Here is a 15,319-nt window from a genome sequence, read left to right on the forward strand (position 1 = left end):
GCGGGGGGCCGGTGGCGGCGGACGAAGGGACCGTCCCGGTGGACGAGATCGTCCGGCATCGCCGGAACTGAACTCTCGCATTGACTGAAAAATCAGTCAAGCTTTACGGTGAAGGTACCCAAACCACCCCGAGACGACCCGGCCGCCGAGCGCGCGGCCCGGTCACGACGATGAAAGGCCGGGTGAGGCGGCGATGCTGCGCAATGGTCTGGAGCCCTGGCACGTACTGGTGATGGTGGCCGTCCTGGTGCTGCTGTTCGGCTCCAAGAAGCTGCCCGAGATGGCGCGCGGACTGGGGAAGTCGATGCGGATCCTGAAGTCCGAGACGGCGGCCATGCGGGAGGAGTCGGCGCCGGGCGGGGCGCCGGCGGAACCGCCCGCGGGCCCGGCGGTACAGCCACCGGCCGCCCCGGCCGCCCCGTCACCCTCCGGTCAGTCACCCGCGGGTCAGACGCCCTCCGCCCAGTCACCCGCGGGCCCGGCGGCCCAGCCGGTGAAGCGGCCGGTCTGACCGGGAGGGCCGCGGGAGCGCCCGCGGCCGGAGCCGAGAGCCGTCGTTCCCCCACCGCCCGGCGGGGGCGGCGGCTCTCAGCCGTTGCGGCGGTAGTGGTCCAGCGACACCCTGACCGGCCCGTCCGGGCCCGCGGTCGACAGCACCCGGACGACGGCGAGGTCCTGGCCGTCCGCGGACCGGACGCAGAAGGCCCCGCGCGGCCCGACGGCGGCGAACGGGATCCGGCCGGCCGGACGGCTGCCGAGGCCCTTGAGGCACTCGGCCACCCCGAGGCCGGCGTCCCGGCCGATGAAGGAGTCCGAGGTCTCCGGGACGAGGAACTCGGCGTCACCGCGGCTCAGGTACCAGGAGACGCTGTCGGTCGGGACGACGGTGCCGGTGGCGAGGTCGAACTCGTAGCCGGCGTCCGCCGAGGTCAGCTCGACCGAGCGGTAGACCGGCGCGTACTCGGCGGCGGGCCCGGGCGGTGCGGTGGGGGAGGCGCCGGCGGTGCGGGTGGGGGTCGGGCTCGCGGTGGCCGTCGGCGTGGCCGGCGCCGGGCTGCCCGGCACGGCGGAGGCGGACGCCGGGGCTTCGTCGGCCACGGCCTCCCCGGAGTCCGGGTCGTCGAGCAGGAAGACCGCCGTCGCGGCGCCGACGGTCAGAGCGACGGCGGCGGTCAGCGCGGTGCGGCCCAGGGCGCGTCTGCGGCCGGTCCCGCTCCGGCGGCCCCGGCCCCGGCGCTCCGCCGTGACGTCCTCGCCCGGAGCCGTCCGGGAGGCCGTCGACGCGCCGGAGGCCGACGGCACGGCGGAGGCCGCCGCCGACGCGGAGACCGGCGCGGACACCGGGGCGAGCACCGTCGGCGTCCGTGCGGCCCCCGGGGCGAGGACCGTCTGCGCCGAGTCCCAGCCCGGGCGCGCGGCGGCCTCGGCGGGCACCTGCGGCAGCTCGGCGTGCCGGGTGATCTGGCTGGTCAGCGGGTGCGGCAGCCAGTCCTCGCCGAACCGGAGGTGGCCGCCCACCGCCGGGTGGCTGCGGGCGGCGGCGATCACCTCGGCGGTGGTCGGACGGTCCTCCGGCTGCTTGGCGAGGCAGTGCAGCAGCAGCGCGCGCAGGCTCTCCGGCACCCGGTCGAGGTCCGGCTCCTCGTGGACGGTGCGGTAGAGCGCCGCCGGGTCGGGGCCGTCCCCGAAGGGCGGGGTGCCGCCGGCGACGTGGACGGCCAGGGCGCCGAGGGCGTACACGTCGGTGGCCGGGGTGGCGGCCCGGCCCATGGCCTGTTCGGGGGCCATGTAGGCGGGGGAGCCGATGCGCAGTCCGGTGCCGGTCAGCGCGCTGGCGTCGGCCGCGCGGGCGATGCCGAAGTCGATCACCCGGGGGCCGTCGGAGGCGATCAGCACGTTGCCGGGCTTGAGGTCGCGGTGGACCACCCCGGTCGCGTGGATCGCCTGCAGGGCCTCGGCGATGCCGGCCACGAGCAGCAGGACGGTCCGCTCCGGGAGCGGACCGAACCGCTGGACGACCTGCTGGAGCGAGGGCCCCGGCACGTAGGTGGTGGCCAGCCACGGGGTGGCGGCGTCCACGCCGGCGTCGACCACCTGCGCGGTGAACAGGCCGTGGATGCGCCGGGCGCTGGCCACCTCCTGGGCGAAGCGGGCCCGGAACTCCGGGTCCTCGGCCAGTTCGGGCCGCACCACCTTGAGGGCCACCGGCCGGCCGCCGGGGGTGTAGGAGAGGTAGACGCGCCCCATGCCGCCGGCGCCGAGCCGGGCGTACAGCAGGTGGCCGCCGACCTCGCGCGGGTCGTCCGCGGTCAGCTCCTGGAAGACCGGCTGGAGGGCGAAGGGGGATCGGTCGGCGGACATGCGGTGGCCTCTCTCGGCGGACAAGGAGGGTGCGGGAGCCGGAGCGGCGTCCCGGGGCGGCCACGGCGCTGGTCGGCGCAGACGGCATCGCGAAGTTTAGAGGTAGGGTCAGGGTAGCTGTGACCGGCCCGGTCGGGCGCCGACGGCCGGCCGGCCGGGGTGCAGCTCGGTGTCGAGGGCGCTGCGCAGCAGCCGGCGCGCGTGGTCCAGGGGCAGCGAGCCGCTCAGCCACCGTACGCTGAGCCCCTCGACGAGGGTGGTGAGCCGCTCGGCGGAGGCCGCGTGCGCGGGTGCGGTGCCGGTCGGGTCGGCCCGGGCGAGCAGCTCGGCGATGTCGTGCACCCAGGTGTGGGTGGTCCTCGCCAGGTCCTCGCGCAGGCTCGGTTCGAAGACCGCGCTGGCCCGCAGCTCGCCCCAGGCGGTGCTGTTCTCCCGCACCTCGGTGCTGTCCTGGAGCTCCCTGAGCAGGACCCGCTCCAGGTCGGCCCGCGGGTCCTCGGTCCGGGGTTCGGGCTCGTCGTCGGCGGTGTAGTGGTCGGCGCGGTCGCTGATGAACTCCAGGGTCCGGCGCAGGATGCCCGCGCGGTCGGTGAAGTGGTAGTAGATCAGCGAGGTGGAGACCCCGGCCTCGGCCGCCAGTTCGCCCACGCGCAGTCCGCGTACGCCACGGCGGGCGATCACCCTGGTCGCGGCTTTGAGTATTTCCGTCCGACGGTCCGACATGGTCGTCCACTCTACCGGGCTTCCTGACTGGTCAGACAGGTTCCTGATGATCCTTTCAGTGAGTTGCGTCAGCTTTGAGCCGAAAGCTTGACTGAATTTTCAGTACGGTAGAGGATGCGGGGCAACCCCCACCCCTCCCACTCGAACAGGGAGCGACATGCACACCCCCACGCCCTCAAGACGCGGCCTGCTCCGGCTCGGCGCCGCCGCCGTACCCCTGATCGCACTCGGTACCGTCCTGCCGGCGACCGCCCGGGCCGCGACCCCGGCGGTGACCGACCCGAGCGCCGCCCCGGCCGCAGCGGGCGCCACCACGAAGCTGCGGATGCCTGCCGAGAGCGACCGGCACGACCGCACCTTCATGGCCTGGCCGGCCCTGCCGTCGATCTGGCGGACCCAGCTCTCGGCGGTGCGCGACGACATCGCCCGCGTCGCCCACGAGATCTCCCGCTACGAGCCGGTCGTCGTGGTCGCCCGCCCCGGCCAGGCCGCCGACGCGCAGTACTACTGCGGCCCCGGCGCCTACCACGCCATCACCGTGGTCGAGATCTCCAACGACGACCTGTGGATCCGCGACTTCGGCCCGACCTTCGTGGTCGCGCCGGGCGCCGTCGCCGGCGTCGACACCAACTTCAACGGCTGGGGCAAGAGCGGCACCCCGTACTACCAGCGCTACACCGAGGACGCCGCGGTCGCGGCCGCCCTGCTGGCGCAGTACGGCGTCGACCGGATCCGGGCCCCCTTCGTCGGCGAGGGCGGCGCCCTGGAGACGGACGGCCAGGGCACGCTGCTGGCCACCGTCAGCTCGCTGGTGAACTCCAACCGCAACCCCGGGATGTCCCGGGACCAGGCCGAGCAGGCCCTGAAGTCGACGCTCGGGATGGACAAGGTGATCTGGCTGGCCGGGCTGGCGGGCCAGGACATCACCGACGACCACATCGACTGCCTGGCGCGCTTCACCTCGCCCGGCCGCGTCATCCTCGACCAGCCCGGCCCCGGCACCGACCGGATCTGGATCGACGTCTACGAGCAGGCCAGGCAGGTTCTGCGGACCGCCACCGACGCTCGGGGGCGCCCGCTGACCGTCGTGGAACTCCCCGGCCCCGACCGCACGCTGATCCGCGGCAGCGGCAAGGACTTCCTGTCCAGCTACACCAACTTCTACGTCGCCAACGGGGCCGTCTTCGTCCCTCAGTTCGGCGACGCCTCGGCCGATGCCCAGGCCTACGCGATCCTCCAGGCCGAGTTCCCCGGCCGGGACGTCGTCCAGCTGAACATCGACAACATCGCCTCCGGCGGTGGTGGCATCCACTGCGCCACCCAGTCCCAGCCGGCCGTTCCGCCGGCGCTCTGAGACTCCCCGGCGGCCCGTCCGGATCCCCCCACGGAGACGGGCCGCCGGGGCCTCCCGCTCCACCACCCTCCCCCCGACCGCCGCGCGCCCAGCGCGCCGGACCGGCCGGGGCCGAACAGAAGAGGTATCCCGTGACGTACCGCATGCCCGCGGAGTGGACCGAGCACGACGGCTGCCTGATGGCCTGGCCCGTCCGCCCCGACCTGTGGGGCGACACCCTCGACGAGGTGAAGCGCGAGTACGCGGCGGTCGCCCGCGCCATCGCGGAGTTCGAGCCGGTCACCATGGTGGCGCCGCCCGGCCACGGCGACGAGGCGCGCGCCCTGTGCGGCGAGGGCGCCGGCGAGGGCGGCGAGGGCATCACCGTCGTCGAGCTGCCGACGGACGACTCCTGGTTCCGCGACTCCGCGCCGATCTTCGTCCTCGACGGCAACGGCGCCCGGGCCGGCGTGGACTTCCGCTTCAACGCCTGGGGCCGCAAGCACAGCCCCTGGGACGCCGACGACCGGATCAGCGGCCTGCTGCTGGAGCACCTCGGCACCCCCGCGATCCGCTCCGAGATGATCCTCGAAGGCGGCGCGATCACCGTCGACGGCGAGGGCACGCTGATCACCACCGAGCAGTGCCTGCTGCACCCCAACCGCAACCCGGACCTGACCCGGGAGGAGATCGAGGCCGAGCTGAAGGCCCGCCTCGGCGTCACCAAGGTGATCTGGCTGCCGTACGGCGGCGCCCTGGACACCGAGACCGACGGCCACGTGGACGGCGTCTGCGCCTTCGTCGCCCCCGGCAAGGTCGTGCTGCAGCTCCCCGCCGACCCGGAGCACCCGGACTACGTGCGGATGCGCGCCAACCGCACCGTGCTGGAGCACTCCACGGACGCCCAGGGCCGGCCCTTCGAGATCGTCGACCTGTCGCAGGCCGCCTTCGTCGAGGTCGACGGCCGCGAGGTCGAGGTGGGGTACCTGAACTTCTACCTGGCCAACGGCGGTGTCGTCGTGCCGGTCGCCGACCACCCCGAGGACGAGGGCGCGCTGGCCGTGCTCGCCGCCGCCTACCCGGACCGGAAGGTCGTCGGTGTGCGGGCCAGGGTGATCGCCTACGGCGGCGGCGGCGTCCACTGCATCACCCAGCAGATCCCGGCCGCCCGCGCCTGACCCCTCGCCAGCGAACGGAGAGAACCCTCATGACTCCCACCGCGCCCGCGAGACGCGCCACCGCCCGCGGCCGGCTCGTCCTCGCCACCGCGCTGCTCTCGGCGGCGGCCCTGGTCGCCGCCTGCTCCGGCCCGCCGCACTCCGGATCCGACCAGGCCTCGGTGCAGCTGTCGGCCGACACCCCGCCGGCCAAGGGCGAGCTCGACTCCTTCACCTGGGCCACCTACGCCGAGCCGCCCACGCTCGACTACCTCCAGGCGTTCGACTACCCGCAGAACACCGTCCTCGCGAACGTCTGCGAGAGCCTGATGCGCTGGACGCCCCAGCTCACCCTGGCTCCCGGCCTGGCCGAGAAGGCCTCGAACCCCGATCCCACCACCTGGGTCTACGACCTGCGCTCCGGCGTGCACTTCCACGACGGCACGGTGATGACCTCCGACGACGTGGTGTACAGCCTCGGCCGGCAGATGAACCCGGACAACGCGGCCGCCTGGAACCAGGTGTTCCAGAACGTCGACACCGTCACCGCGACCGGCCCGCTGCAGGTCACCGTCAAGCTCAAGCAGCCCGACTCCCAGTTCCCGCAGTACATGGCCACCGCCGCGGGCGTCGTCGCCGCCAAGGCGGGGGTGGAGGCCGCGGGCAAGGACTACGGCACCAGCGGCGGCCTCGACTGCACCGGGCCCTTCAAGCTGGGCGCCTGGGCCAAGGGCCAGTCGATCGAGCTGCAGCGCTTCGACGACTACTGGGGCACCAAGGCCAAGTCCAGGAAGGTCGTGTTCAGCTTCCTCACCGACGCGTCCGCCCGCACCAACGCGATGCTCACCGGCGACGTCGACGGCGGCTACCTCATCCCCACCGAGAGCTACGACCGGCTGAAGAAGAACGGCCCCGGCACGCTCTACTTCGGCGAGGGCCTGAGCACCGTCAACGTCAACGTCACCAACATGCAGGGCCCGCTCGGCGACCTGCGCGTCCGCCAGGCGCTGTCCCTGGCCCTGGACCGCTCCGGCTTCGTCAGGACCGGCCTCGCCGGCGCCGGCACCGTCACCGGCTCCCTCACCACCAAGGCCGCCTGGGGCACCGCCCCCGACGACGTCCGCAAGGCCGCCTTCGACGGCCTCACCCCCACCGCGCAGGACATCGACAAGGCCAAGGCCCTCGTCAAGGAGGCCGGCGCGAGCGGCAAGACGCTCGTCATGGCCACCAGCACCATCGGCCAGGACGTCTCGCTGCTCGCCACCGCCGTCCAGGCCGCCGGGACGAAGATCGGGCTCGACATCCAGCTGAAGACGATCGCCCCGAACGCCTTCACCGCGCTGTTCACCGACGCCAAGGCACGCGAGGGCATCGACCTGTTCCCGGAGACGTACTACGACTCCGTCACCGACCCGCTCGACCTGCTCGTCAACTTCAAGACCGGCGCCTACCAGAACTTCGCCGGCTACAGCGACAAGACCTACGACGACCTCGTCGACCAGGCCACCGCCGAGTACGACCCGGCCAAGCGCGGGGCGATCGAGGCCAAGCTCCAGCAGACCGCCTCCCAGCAGCTGCTGTGGATCCCGGTCGCCGAGTGGCCCACCGCCGTCTTCCTCAACAAGCGCATCACCGGCGCCCCCACCACGATCTCCTACATGTACTACCCGTGGGCGGCCGACGTGGGGGCCGCCCGGTGAACTTCCTGAGATTCGCCGCCCGGCGACTGGTGGAGATGGCCGCCACCCTGCTCGGCGCGTCCTTCGTGGTCTTCGGCGCGATGTACCTGGCGCCGGGCAACCCGGCGAGTTTCCTCCTGTCGGGCCGGTCGGCCTCGCCGGCCGCCCTGCAGGCGATCAACGACCAGTACCACCTCGACGACCCGTTCCTGGTCCGGTACTTCCGCTGGCTGGGCCAGGTGCTGCAGGGCGACTTCGGGCGCTCCATCACCTACCGCACCGACGTGTCCAAGCTGCTCGCCGACCGGCTGCCCGCCACCCTGACGCTGGTCGCCATGGCGCTGCTCGTGGTCGTCGTCATCGGCCTGGTGCTCGGCTGGATCGGCGCGGTGCGCGGCGGCGCGACGGACACCGCGATCCTGCTCTCCACCACGCTCGCCGTCGGCACCCCCTCCTTCGTCGCGGCGGTCCTGCTGCAGGGCCTGTTCGCGGTCAAGCTGGGCTGGTTCCCGACCAGCGGCACCGGCGACGGCTTCGGCGACCTCCTGTGGCACCTCACCCTGCCGGCGATCGCGCTCGCGCTGTACCTGATCGGGATGCTCGCCAGGGTCACCCGCTCGGCGATGCTGGAGGCCCTGGAGGGCGAGCACGTGGCCGTGGCCCGCAGCCGCGGCGTGCCGGAGCGCGAGGTGATCCGCCGCCACGTGTTCCGCAACTCGCTCGGCACCGTGCTGACCACCGGCGGCCTGATCGTCTCCACCCTGCTGGTCTGCACCATCCTGGTGGAGTCGGCCTTCAGCATCGGCGGCATCGGCCAGCTCCTCGAACTGTCCACCACCACCAAGGACTTCCCGACCGTCCAGGCGATCTCCCTGCTGATCGTCGCCCTGTTCATGGTGGTGAACCTGGTCGTCGACCTGCTCCACCCCCTGGTCGACCCCCGGGTCACCCTCGGCACGAGGAGGTCCGGCGCATGAGTGTCGCCCTCACCCGTCGGCCCGGACTCGGCCGGCTCAAGGCCGCCCGCGGCCCGCTCCACCTGGCCTGCCTCGGCATCGTCGTCCTGGTGGTGATCGCCGCCCTGCTCGCCTCCTGGATCGCGCCGCAGGACCCGAACGCCGTCGACCTCGGCAACGCCCTGGCCGGCCCCTCGCCCGACCACCTGCTCGGCGTCGACGCCGCCGGGCGCGACACCCTGTCCCGGCTCCTGCTCGGAGCCCGCACCTCCCTGCTCGGCCCGCTCGGCGTGGTCGTCTTCTCCACCGTCGCCGGCGTCGTCATCGGCCTCGCGGCCGGCTGGCGGGGCGGCTGGCTCGACTCCGTCCTCTCCCGCAGCACCGAACTGGTCTTCGCCTTCCCCGGCATGCTGCTCGCCATCCTGATCGTCTCGGTCTACGGGGAGGGCCTGCTCGCCCCCGTCATCGCCCTCGCGATCGCCTACCTGCCGTACGTCTCCCGGCTCACCCGCTCGCTCGTCCTCGCCGAACGATCCCGGCCGTACGTCTCCGCGTACCAGGTCCAGGGCCACTCCACCCTGCAGATCTGCCTGCGGCACGTCCTGCCCAACATCGCCCCGATCGTCCTGGCCCAGTCCACCATCAACTTCGGATACGCCCTCATGGACCTCGCCGGCCTCTCCTTCCTCGGCCTCGGCGTCCCCGCGCTCACCCCCGACTGGGGGCGGATGGTCTTCGACGGCCAGACCGCGATCCAGCACGGCTACCCGCTCTCCGCGATCCTGCCGTGCGTCCTCATCGTGCTCACCGTCGTCGCGTTCAACGTCGTCGGCGAGCGCTGGGCCGACCGCGTCGCCCGGAGGACCCCATGAATCGGAGCAGCACGTGAACGCCCTCGACATCCGGGGCCTGCGGCTCCGCCTGCCCGGCACCGCCCGGCCCGTCCTCGACGGGGTCGACCTCGCCGTGGGCCCCGGGGAGACCGTCGCCCTGGTCGGCGAGTCCGGCTCCGGCAAGAGCCTCACCTCGCGCAGCGCCCTCGGCCTGCTGCCGCCCGGCGCCACCACCGAAGGCAGCGTCCTGGTCGACGGCGAGGACGTCCTGACCATGGGCCCCGACCGGCTGCGCGCCCTGCGCACCGGCCGGGCCGCCATGATCTTCCAGGACCCCAGGGCGGCCATCAACCCGCTGCGCCGCGTCGGCGACTTCCTCACCGAGGGCGTGCGGTTCGGCGGACGGACGGGTGCGGCCGACGCCGAGCGGCGCGCGGTCGAACTCCTGGACGCCGTCGGCCTCGGCAAGGAACTGCTGCACCGCTACCCGGGGCAGCTGTCCGGCGGCATGCTCCAACGCGTCATGATCGCCGCCGCGCTGATGGGCGACCCGGTCCTGCTGCTCGCCGACGAGCCCACCACCGCGCTCGACGTCACCAGCCAGGCCGAGGTCATCGCGCTCCTCGGCCGGCTGCGCGAACGCTTCGGCACCGGCCTGCTGTTCGTCACCCACGACCTCGGGCTCGCCGCGGCCATCAGCGACCGCGTCTGCGTGATGTACGCCGGGCGGATCGTCGAGAGCGGCCCCGCCGGAGCGCTGTTCGAACGGCCCCGCCACCCCTACACCGCCGCGCTGCTGGCCTCCACCCCGAGGCTGGACTCCCGGACCGGCCGGCTCGCCGCCATCGACGGCCAACCGCCGGACCTGCGGCAGGAGTTGACCGGCTGCGCATTCGCCGCCCGGTGCCGTTACGCGACCGAGCCGTGCCGGGAGCAGACCCCCGAACCGCAGGGGGAGCACGCCGTCGCCTGTCACCACCCGCTCGAAGGGAGCCCCCTCGATGTCTGAGGCCGTACTGGAGGTCACCGGGCTGTGCCGGACCTTCGGCACCGTACGGGCGGTGGACGACGTTTCCTTCACCCTCGCCGCCGGCGGATCGCTCGGCATCGTGGGCGAGTCCGGCTCCGGGAAGACGACCACCGCCCGGATCATCGTCGGCCTCGAACAGGCCGACGAGGGGCGGGTCACCGTCCAGGGCCGGGCCCGCGGCGGCCGGGTGCGGGGGAGGGCCGAGCGGCTGGCCCGCGCCCGCGAGGTCCAGATGGTCTTCCAGGACCCGTACCTCTCCCTGGATCCGCGCACCAGCGTGGAGGCCGTGCTGCGGGAGACTCTGCGGCTGCACTTCCCCGGCACCGACCACGGGGCCCGGATCCGGGAACTCCTCGACCAGGTCGGCCTCGGCACCAGGGCGGCCGAGGCGCTGCCCCGGCAGCTATCCGGCGGACAGCGCCAACGCGTCGCCATCGCCCGGGCGTTGGCCGTCCAGCCGGCCGTCCTGGTGCTGGACGAGGCGGTCGCCGCGCTGGACGTCTCGGTCCAGGCGCAGGTCCTCAACCTGCTCGCCGACATCCGCGAACAGACCGGCGTCGGGTACCTCTTCATCACCCACGACCTGGGTGTCGTCCGCTGCGTCACCGACGAGGTCATCGTGATGCGGCACGGCGCGGTCGTCGAGTCCGGGCCGACCGACCGGGTCCTCGACTCCCCGCAACACGCCTACACCCGGCTGCTGTTGGAGTCCGTCCCGCGGCCCGGCTGGGATCCCGACCGGATCGCCGCCGCGCGCCGCGCACTGTAAGACGGCCCCGGACCGGCAGGCCGAGGGACCTGCCGGTCCGGGGCGACCGAGCAAGACCGGCGCAGGGCGCCGGCCGGCAGCGAACCTGCCCGGCCCGGCGGCGTGGGCGCCGGCCCGGGCCGTGCTCGGCGCCGCCGAGGTGCTCTACCGCACCGGTGCGGGATCTGCACCGAGCACCGGCTGCTCCGCGAACGGGAGGCCGCCACCGAAGGGCCGTGAGCGGTTTCCCCCGAACGGCGGATGCGTGCCGTGCCGGATCCTGACCGCCCTGTCAGTAGCCTGCGGAGCCGGACCCGACACCTACCGGAACGAGGCCCCATGGCTCACCCCCGGCCGTCCCGCCGTTCGCTCCTGCAGTCCGGGGCCGCGCTCGCCGCGCTGGCGCTGACCGGCTGCTCCTCCGGCGGCGGCGACGAGGAGCAGCCCGGCCCCGGCAGCACGGCGGAGGCCCCGTCGGGCAGCCCGGCCGCGGCCGGATGGGCGATGCCCGCGGAGTCGGGCCCGCACACCCGCACCTTCATGGCCTGGCCCGCGCTGGAGGAGGTGTGGGGCGACCAACTGCCCGGCGTCCGGCAGGACATCGCGACGCTGGCGCAGACGATCGCCGGCTTCGAGCCGGTGGTGTTGCTGGCGCGTCCGGACCAGGCCGACCAGGCCCGGCAGGCCTGCGGCTCCTCGGTCGGGGTACTGGAGCTGATGGTCGACGACCTGTGGGCCCGGGACACCGGCCCGACCTTCGTCACCGGCCCGCTGGGGATCGCCGGCGTCGACTTCAACTTCAACGGCTGGGGCAACAAGCAGACCCACGCCAACGACAGCCAGGTCGCCCGCAACCTCCTCGCCCACTACGGCATCACCCGCGTCCAGGCGCCGATCACCGGCGAGGGCGGCGGCATCGAAGTGGACGGCGAGGGCACCCTGATGGCCACCGAGAGCTCCTGGGTGAACGACAACCGCAACCCCGGCATTTCGCGCGACCGGATCGAGGCGGGCTTCAAGGACCTGCTCGGCGTCGAGAAGGTGATCTGGTTCAAGGGCGTGGCCGGGCAGGACATCACCGACTGCCACGTGGACGCCCTCGCCCGCTTCGCCGAGCCGGGCACCGTCGTGCTGCACCGCCCCGCCGCCGACACCCCGCCGGACGTCTGGACCACCGCCTCCGAACAGGCCGTCCAGGTCCTCGCCTCCGCGACCGACGCCAGGGGCCGCGCGCTCAAGGTGGTCGACCTGCCCGAGCCGGACTTCGACCTGATCCAGGGCGCCGGCAAGAACTTCCTCGCCACCTACATCAACTACTACGTCTGCAACGGCGGCGTCATCGTCCCGCGCTTCGGCGACCAGGCCGCCGACGACCACGCGGCCGGCATCATCGGCGACCTCCACCCGGGCCGCAGGGTCGCCCAGGTCTCCATCGACCACATCGCCTCGGGCGGCGGGGGCATCCACTGCGCCACCCAGCAGCAGCCCGTCGCGTCCGTGTCCAGCCGGACGTGACCGCCGCCCGGGTGCGCGACAACCGCTTCCTCGTCGCCCTGCTGATCGTGGCGGTGCTGTGCTCGGCGGGCGTCGCGCTGTACCTGAACGAGCGCAACACCCGGCAGCAGGCCCGTGAACTGGCCCTCCCGGAGAGCGGCGACTGGATCGAACTGGACGTCACCGCGCAGGACATCGACCCCGGGGCCGGGGACCTCACCCTCTTCGTCGTGCCGGTCCCGCACGGCGGCCTCGCCGCGGAGCCGGGCTCCGTCGCCTTCAGCCGGCAGGTCGTGATCACCGTCCAGTCGGCGACCCGCACCGAGCTGCGGGCGGCGGCGGGGGAGGCCGCGACGCCCCAACCGGTGCCGGCCGACTTCCACGCCGGCACCGTGACCGACTACCCCTTCGACCGCCACCGGTTCGCGGTCTCGTTCGCGGCCGCGGACACCGCGGGCAGCGTCCCCGTCGGCGTCGTCTTCGTGGACGCCGACCCGTTCTTCCTCGTCCACCCGACCAGCACCCCGAGCGCCTCCGGGGCGACCGTCCTGGCCGGTACGGTCACCCGGGCGCGCAGCACCTTCATCCTGGCCTGGTTCATGATCGCGGCGATGTGGGCGCTGGCGCTGGCGGTGATGGCCGGGGCCGAGGTGCTCTACCGGGGGCGGCAGGGGATGGTCTGGCCCTCGCTCGGGTGGATGGCCGCGACCCTCTTCGCGCTCATCGGGATGCGCAACGCCGCACCCGGTTCGCCGCCGATCGGTTCGCTCATCGACTACGTGGCCTTCTTCTGGGCGGAGGGCATCATCGCGGCGTGCCTCACGTTCACCGTCGTGGCCGGCACCCGCGTCGAGCGCCGCAAGCGGGCCGAGGCGGCTGCCGCGGCCGCCACCGGTGCGGACCCGTGACGAGGGGCCCGGCGACGGGTCAGGCCGCGGCGGACAGCGAGTCCAGCAGGGTCCGCAGCACCCGCTCGGCGTCCACCGTCCCGTCGAGCGAGCCGATGGCGGCGAGGCCGTCCACGGCGGCGGCGAAGGCCTCGCCGAGCGGAACGGGATCGGCGCCGTCGCCGCGCTCGTCCACCAGGCAGCGGAACAGGGCGACGAAGGAGGACCGCCACCGCGCGTACTCGGCCTCCAGGCTCGCGCGGACCCGCTCGTCGTTCAGGGCGAGCCAGTGCAGGGCCGCGTGCAGGCGGGCCAGGTCGGGGCTCTCGGGCCGGGTGAGCAGGGCCAGGACCTGCTCGGCGCGCTCGGCGTAGCCGCCCGGGCCGGCCACCGCCTCCTCCAGCGGCGTGATCCACTCGGGCCGGATGTCCGCCACCACGGCGACGATCAGGTCGGTGCGGTCGGCGAAGTGGTAGTGGCACATCCCGTGCGAGACCCCGCACAGCGCGGCCACGTTGCGGGTGGTGAAGCGCCCGGCGCCGTCGCCCGCGAGCAGGGTGCGCGCCGCGGCGATCAGCCTGGCCCGGGTCTGCTCACCCTTGGCGGACGCGCGCGCCCGGCCGGTGCCGCCCGGTCCGGCGGCCGTCCGCGGAGCTGCGTCTGTCGCCCGTGTCGCCATGGCCGCCACTGTAACGACTGCGGGAGTGCGGTAGGGGCGCATCGGCACCGATACCTGCGCAAAGTATTGACCGAGCGCTTGGCCAGTTTTACCTTTTCGGTCAACTGCTGCACCAGCAGGGGAGTTTGACAAGGAGGCAGTGATGGAGGACAGCTCCAGACCCCACGCGGAGCTCCACGCACAGCTCGGCCGACGGCGGTTCCTGACGGCCGCCGGGATCGTCGTCGCCGGTACCGCGCTGACCGCCGCGACCGGCGGGCAGGCACTGGCGGCCCAGCGCCGCACCACCGCCGGCCCGGCCGTCGCCGGCTACCGGGTGCCGTTGGACACCGTCCGGCACACCAGGACCTGGATGGCCTGGCCGGACAGCACCACCATCTGGCGCAACAAGCTCAGCGGCGTCCAGTCGAACATCGCCCTCATCGCGAAGACCATCGCCAAGTACGAGCCGGTGACGATGTGCGCCAACCCGGCCTCCGTGGCCAAGGCGCGGTCGATGTGCGGCTCGACCGTCACCGTCATCGGGGACATCCCCGTCGACGACTGCTGGATGCGCGACACCGGCCCGGTCTTCCGCACCGACGGCGCGGGCGGCCTGGACACGATCGGCCTGAACTTCAACGGCTGGGGCAACCACCAGAACCCGCACGGCAACGACGCCCTGGTCGCCCGGCGGCTCGCCGCCTACCTCGGCCTGCCGTTCACCGCCGCCGGGCTGGTCGCCGAGGGCGGCGCCGTCGAGACCGACGGCGCCGGGACGCTGATGGCCACCCGGAGCAGCATCATCAACGCCAACCGCAACCCCGGCATGTCACAGGCCGCGATCGAGGGCGCCATGTGCGCCGCGTACGGTGCCACCAAGGTGATCTGGTTCACCGGCATCGCCGGCCAGGACATCACCGACGACCACGTGGACGCCACGTCCCGCTTCCTCGGCGCGGGCACGGCCGCCGTCCAGATGCCACTGGCGAGCGACACCGACGTCTGGTCGAACGACGAACGCCAGCAGTACCAGACGCTCACCACGTCCACCAGCGCCCAGGGCACCCCGTTCACGGTCAGCCGGATCCAGGGGCCCGACTACAACCTGATCCGGTCGACGGACCCCAACTTCGTCGGCTCCTACGCCAACTACTACCTGTGCAACAACGCGGTGATCTCCGCCCAGTTCGGCGACACCAGGGCGGACAGCGCCGCCAGGTCCACCCTCGCCCGGCTGTTCCCGGGCCGCACCGTCGAGCAGCTCAACATCGACTACCTCGGCGCGGGCGGCGGCGGCATCCACTGCGTCACCCAGCAGCAGCCCGTCGCGTGAGCCCGAGGGGGGGGGGGGGGGGGGGGGGGGCCGCCCCCCCCCCCCCCCCCCGCCCCCCCGCGGGGGGGGGCGCGGGGGGGGGGGCGGGGCGGCCCCCCCCCCCCCCCCCCCCCCCCCTCGGAGG

The 15,319-nt window shown here is 73.6% G+C and carries 14 protein-coding genes; 11 read left to right on the forward strand and 3 right to left on the reverse strand.

The window, feature by feature from the left end; translation table 11 throughout:
* Positions 1 to 193 precede the first annotated feature (193 nt).
* Positions 194 to 511 carry a Sec-independent protein translocase subunit TatA gene (tatA, locus tag ACIRST_RS03410; protein ID WP_402799622.1) on the forward strand — a complete coding sequence of 106 codons (318 nt, stop codon included), beginning with the start codon at positions 194 to 196 and terminating at the stop codon, positions 509 to 511.
* 77 nt (positions 512 to 588) lie between these two features.
* Here the strand turns inward: tatA and ACIRST_RS03415 are convergent, their stop codons facing one another.
* Positions 589 to 2,361, reverse strand: a complete 1,773-nt coding sequence (locus ACIRST_RS03415; protein ID WP_402799625.1) for a serine/threonine-protein kinase — start codon at positions 2,359 to 2,361, stop codon at positions 589 to 591.
* A gap of 108 nt (positions 2,362 to 2,469) precedes the next feature.
* Positions 2,470 to 3,084 carry a TetR/AcrR family transcriptional regulator gene (locus ACIRST_RS03420; protein ID WP_350521934.1) on the reverse strand — a complete coding sequence of 205 codons (615 nt, stop codon included), beginning with the start codon at positions 3,082 to 3,084 and terminating at the stop codon, positions 2,470 to 2,472.
* A gap of 157 nt (positions 3,085 to 3,241) precedes the next feature.
* On the opposite strand from ACIRST_RS03420, the gene ACIRST_RS03425 reads away from it, so the two are divergent.
* From ACIRST_RS03425 to ACIRST_RS03465, 9 genes are all read left to right on the forward strand, one after another.
* Positions 3,242 to 4,438 (forward strand): agmatine/peptidylarginine deiminase, encoded by a 1,197-nt coding sequence (locus ACIRST_RS03425; protein WP_402799628.1) that lies wholly within the window; start codon positions 3,242 to 3,244, stop codon positions 4,436 to 4,438.
* A gap of 131 nt (positions 4,439 to 4,569) precedes the next feature.
* Positions 4,570 to 5,595: an agmatine deiminase family protein gene (locus tag ACIRST_RS03430; protein ID WP_350521932.1), complete on the forward strand. Its 1,026-nt coding sequence runs from the start codon at positions 4,570 to 4,572 to the stop codon at positions 5,593 to 5,595.
* 29 nt (positions 5,596 to 5,624) lie between these two features.
* Positions 5,625 to 7,274, forward strand: coding sequence for an ABC transporter substrate-binding protein (locus tag ACIRST_RS03435; RefSeq protein ID WP_350521931.1), 1,650 nt, complete (start codon positions 5,625 to 5,627; stop codon positions 7,272 to 7,274).
* A complete protein-coding gene (locus ACIRST_RS03440) occupies positions 7,271 to 8,230 on the forward strand; it encodes an ABC transporter permease (protein ID WP_402799632.1) in 960 nt (319 codons plus the stop codon). The genes ACIRST_RS03435 and ACIRST_RS03440 overlap by 4 nt, the downstream gene beginning before the upstream one ends.
* Complete coding sequence (locus ACIRST_RS03445) at positions 8,227 to 9,081, forward strand: ABC transporter permease (protein ID WP_350521929.1); 855 nt, start codon at positions 8,227 to 8,229, stop codon at positions 9,079 to 9,081. Before ACIRST_RS03440 ends, ACIRST_RS03445 begins: the two co-directional genes overlap by 4 nt.
* A gap of 13 nt (positions 9,082 to 9,094) precedes the next feature.
* Entirely contained in the window at positions 9,095 to 10,051 is a 957-nt protein-coding gene (locus tag ACIRST_RS03450; protein ID WP_402799635.1) for an ABC transporter ATP-binding protein, read from the forward strand.
* A complete protein-coding gene (locus tag ACIRST_RS03455) occupies positions 10,044 to 10,841 on the forward strand; it encodes an ATP-binding cassette domain-containing protein (RefSeq protein ID WP_350521927.1) in 798 nt (265 codons plus the stop codon). The genes ACIRST_RS03450 and ACIRST_RS03455 overlap by 8 nt, the downstream gene beginning before the upstream one ends.
* A 318-nt stretch (positions 10,842 to 11,159) precedes the next feature.
* Positions 11,160 to 12,335: an agmatine deiminase family protein gene (locus tag ACIRST_RS03460; RefSeq protein WP_350521926.1), complete on the forward strand. Its 1,176-nt coding sequence runs from the start codon at positions 11,160 to 11,162 to the stop codon at positions 12,333 to 12,335.
* Positions 12,332 to 13,222 (forward strand): DUF4436 family protein, encoded by an 891-nt coding sequence (locus ACIRST_RS03465; RefSeq protein WP_402799638.1) that lies wholly within the window; start codon positions 12,332 to 12,334, stop codon positions 13,220 to 13,222. The genes ACIRST_RS03460 and ACIRST_RS03465 overlap by 4 nt, the downstream gene beginning before the upstream one ends.
* A gap of 19 nt (positions 13,223 to 13,241) precedes the next feature.
* On the opposite strand, the gene ACIRST_RS03470 is transcribed toward ACIRST_RS03465, so the two are convergent.
* Positions 13,242 to 13,880, reverse strand: a complete 639-nt coding sequence (locus ACIRST_RS03470) for a TetR/AcrR family transcriptional regulator (RefSeq protein WP_402799641.1) — start codon at positions 13,878 to 13,880, stop codon at positions 13,242 to 13,244.
* A gap of 142 nt (positions 13,881 to 14,022) precedes the next feature.
* Between ACIRST_RS03470 and ACIRST_RS03475 the strand changes: the two genes are divergently transcribed.
* Positions 14,023 to 15,195, forward strand: coding sequence for an agmatine deiminase family protein (locus ACIRST_RS03475; RefSeq protein WP_350521923.1), 1,173 nt, complete (start codon positions 14,023 to 14,025; stop codon positions 15,193 to 15,195).
* Positions 15,196 to 15,319: the final 124 nt, after the last annotated feature.

Origin of the sequence: Kitasatospora sp. NPDC101447, assembly GCF_044767225.1 — a bacterium.
Taxonomy (GTDB): domain Bacteria; phylum Actinomycetota; class Actinomycetes; order Streptomycetales; family Streptomycetaceae; genus Kitasatospora.